Source organism: Neisseria sp. P0022.S010, assembly GCF_051956635.1.
The window spans coordinates 1-3,738 of sequence record NZ_JBQCXF010000283.1; the positions used below are offsets into that span (position 1 = coordinate 1).

General features: G+C 47.4%; 4 protein-coding genes. 3 read left to right on the forward strand and 1 reads right to left on the reverse strand.

Annotated elements, in window-relative coordinates:
- Positions 1 to 137: 137 nt before the first annotated feature.
- From ACTHUT_RS15360 to ACTHUT_RS15370, 3 genes are all read left to right on the forward strand, one after another.
- Entirely contained in the window at positions 138 to 761 is a 624-nt protein-coding gene (locus ACTHUT_RS15360; RefSeq protein ID WP_440418991.1) for a lytic transglycosylase domain-containing protein, read from the forward strand.
- 198 nt (positions 762 to 959) lie between these two features.
- The gene (locus tag ACTHUT_RS15365) at positions 960 to 2,342 is read left to right on the forward strand and encodes an MFS transporter (protein ID WP_070749619.1); all 1,383 of its coding nucleotides are present in this window, start codon (positions 960 to 962) and stop codon (positions 2,340 to 2,342) included.
- A gap of 1 nt (position 2,343) precedes the next feature.
- Positions 2,344 to 2,877: a single-stranded DNA-binding protein gene (locus ACTHUT_RS15370; RefSeq protein WP_137040609.1), complete on the forward strand. Its 534-nt coding sequence runs from the start codon at positions 2,344 to 2,346 to the stop codon at positions 2,875 to 2,877.
- A 231-nt stretch (positions 2,878 to 3,108) separates the two neighbouring features.
- On the opposite strand, the gene qatD is transcribed toward ACTHUT_RS15370, so the two are convergent.
- Positions 3,109 to 3,738, reverse strand: a 630-nt coding sequence (gene qatD / locus ACTHUT_RS15375) for a Qat anti-phage system TatD family nuclease QatD (protein ID WP_440418992.1), incomplete at its 5' end; no start/stop codon positions are given.

A 3,738-nucleotide genomic window follows, 5' to 3' on the forward strand; every position in this document is an offset into this window, starting at 1 on the left:
CTTGAGGCGGTATCACTTGACAATAAAAGGTATACAGCTCTTTGATTCTGCTCATAGATGTATTTTATAATGCTGATTTTAAGCAAGTATATCAAAGGCTGTCTGAACTTTTCAGACGGCCTAAAAAGAGAAAACACATGAAATCGGAAAACCAAGATTCCTTATTTTTATCGCGCCGCCGTCTGTTGCAAGTTGGCGGAGCCATGCTTTTGACACCTGCGACCGCATGGGCGGGGGCACAACGTGAAGAAACGCTGGCCGATGATGTGGCTTCTGTGATGCGCAGTTCGATTAATAGCGCTAGCCCAGCGCGGCTGGTGTTTGCCGATTCGAGGGAAGGGGAACGTTGGTTGACAGCGATGTCTTCCCGATTGGCACGCTTTATTCCCGATGAGGGCGAGCGCCGCCGTTTGTTGATTAATATTCAATACGAAAGCAGTCGTGCCGGACTCAATACTCAAGTGATTTTGGGCTTGATTGAAGTGGAAAGTGCGTTTCGCCAATATGCCATCAGCGGCGTGGGTGCGCGCGGTTTGATGCAGGTGATGCCGTTTTGGAAAAACTATATCGGCAATCCGTCGCACAACCTTTTCGATATCCGCACCAATCTGCGCTATGGCTGCACCATTCTTCGCCATTACAACAATATCGAAAAAGGCAATATTGTCCGCGCTTTGGCAAGGTTTAACGGCAGCTTGGGCAGTAACAAATATCCGAATGCCGTGTTAGGCGCGTGGCGAAATAGATGGCAGTGGGGTTGATTGGGGATAATGGGATAGGGCAGATCTTGCGTGACGTTGTTTTTTTAAAACCGTTTTATACCGATGAAGCAGGTTTGCGATAAACGGCTTGCGATTTGACTCCATGCAATTCCTTTGAATCCTGTATAATCAGAAAATCTGTTAATTCACACTTTCAGACGGCCTTTCGCAAACTTAAGGCCGTCTGAAACATTATTTATGGCAAGAGATAACCGCATTCAAATGTTTCCGCACGAGTGGCGTGCCAGTACCACACTTTCCGGCGTTTACGCACTGCGTATGTTGGGGATGTTTTTGGTGTTGCCTGTCTTGGCGATGTATGCCGCTTCGTTGCCCGGCGCAGAAAACAATAAAGCGCTGGTCGGTATGGCGATGGGTATTTACGGGCTGACACAGGCTTTGCTGCAGCTGCCTTTGGGTATGGCTTCCGACAAGTTCGGTCGTAAAAAAGTGATTTATGCCGGCTTGATTGTGTTTGCGGCAGGTAGTTTTTTGGCCGCAGTTGCCGATAGCCTGCAGATGTTGGTTGCCGCGCGTGCCATTCAAGGCGCGGGTGCCGTCAGTGCGGCGGTAACGGCTTTGCTGGCGGATTTGACCCGTAACGAAGTGCGGACGCGTGCGATGGCGATGATCGGCCTGAGTATCGGCTTGACCTTCTCCGTCAGCCTGGTGCTTGCGCCGATGATTGCCAGCTTTATCGGCGTATCCGGCCTGTTTGCGCTGACCGGTATTCTGACTGTAATCAGTATCGGCGTGGTTGCCTGGATGACGCCTGATCCGGAAGTGTCAAAAATGCACGAAGACACGCAGGCGCAGCCTTCTCGTATGGGCGAGGTATTGAAAAACCGCCAACTGCTCAATCTCGACTTCGGTATTTTTGCCTTGCATGCGGCGCAAATGGCTTTATTTACCGCATTGCCGTTTGCCATGACGCAGTTGGGTTTGGAAAAAATCCATCACTGGCGAGTCTATCTGCCTTCAACCATTACCGGCCTGATTATTATGGTGCCGCTGATTATCGTCGGCGAAACGCGCAACAAACTCAAACAAGTGTTTATTCTTGGTATCGTCTGCATTGCCGCGGCGCAAATCGGTTTGCTGTTTGGAATGCACTCGGTATGGTTGATTACCGCTTATCTGATTGTTTACTTTATTGGTTTCAATGTATTGGAAGCCAGCCTGCCGTCTATGGTGTCTAAAATCGCTCCGTCCGATTTGAAAGGAACGGCGATGGGCGTGTATAACACCATGCAGTCGGTCGGCTTGTTTGTCGGCGGCGCAACCGGTGGTTTATTGTTCCAAAAATACGGTTTTGCAGGCGTATTTGCCTTTTGTAGCGTATTGATGTTGCTGTGGCTGGTATTGGCAGTCATTTCGCCTGCACCGAAACCCGTCAAAAACCTCAGCTATCAGCTTAACGCCGAATGGCAACAAAATCCGGATTTGCTCTACCAAAAATTGACCGAAATTGAAGGCGTTGAAAGCATTAGCTTTAGCGCAGACAAACAAACCATTTATATCAAGGCCTTGCAAAAAGGATTTGACCAAGAGGCCGCCGAAAAAATTATCACAGGAGTGTAAAATGTCATTGAATAAAGTTATCCTCATCGGCCGTCTCGGCCGCGACCCGGAAGTCCGCTATATGCCCAACGGCGAGGCCGTCTGTAACTTCAGCATTGCCACCAGCGAAACGTGGAACGACCGCAACGGCCAACGCGTAGAACGTACCGAATGGCACAACATCACCATGTACCGCAAACTCGCCGAAATCGCCGGTCAATACCTGCGTAAAGGCAGCCAAGTGTACCTGGAAGGCCGTATCCAAAGCCGCAAATACCAAGGCAAAGACGGCATCGAGCGCACCGCTTACGACATCATTGCCAATGAGATGAAAATGCTCGGCAGCCGTAACGACAACAGCGGCGGCGCACCATACGATGACGGCTACAACCAAGGCCAAGGCGGTCATTCAAGCCAAAGCAGCTACCAACAAGCACCACAACAGCAATACCAATCTGCTCCGGCTCAAGAGCCCCCAGCCGCCCCAGCCCGTCGTCCTGCACCGGCACAACCGACCGCTCCGGTTGATGATATCGACGACGATATTCCGTTCTAATCATTGAACAAATACAAAGGCCGTCTGAAAAATATACTTTCAGACGGCCTGAGATCTTTGTAAAATCCCCAAAAATCCCTCAATGTCTTGGGGAGATTTAGGGGATTTTTACAAAGGTTTTTGTCAGGTTTTTATGCTTAATCAATAAATTAGGGAGGCGTTTGTTTTTCAGGCTGTCATGTTACTGCCTTTCAAACGTCAATTTTCCTATATCCATAAGGAATAAGGGGGTTATATATGTTTAGAAACTAAGCTAAACAGATTTAGTCTCAATATATTCTCAGCTTCTGAAGTATTCATCCCCCAAATATCTGCTAATATTGCAATGCCAATATTGGCATTCCAGGGTAGTAAAGCTTGTGTTTTAAAACACCCAAAAGGTCCATCGGTTTCAATCAATATTTTTTCTATTGGCATTAGTTTGACCAACTCATAACCCTTTTTACTGCTTAACATTGCAGGTCCTACAGAAAAATAGCAGCCTATTTCAATCGCTCGTTTTAGCTGTTGTTTTGTGCCTGAAAACCAATGAAGGATTGGTAAATTACCATTTACTTGAATTAATTCATCTAGTACAGCATTTGCACTCATTCTAGAATGTATGCTTAATATTTTTCCTCCAGATTTTGCTGAACTTCTTAAAATATGGCGAAAAACCTTTAATTGGGTTTCCCAATGTGTTTTAAACTCTTTTCCGCCATCCAGCCCAATTTCACCCACATAGCGAGTTTGGTTTAATAATGCATCAAACAAATCCAACTCCTGCCAACGTTCGTGAGCCAGTTGCGGATGCAATCCCAAGGCGGTACGAATACGAGGGCAATCTTTTGCTAATGAACTTGTTCCATACCACGCTTTGGG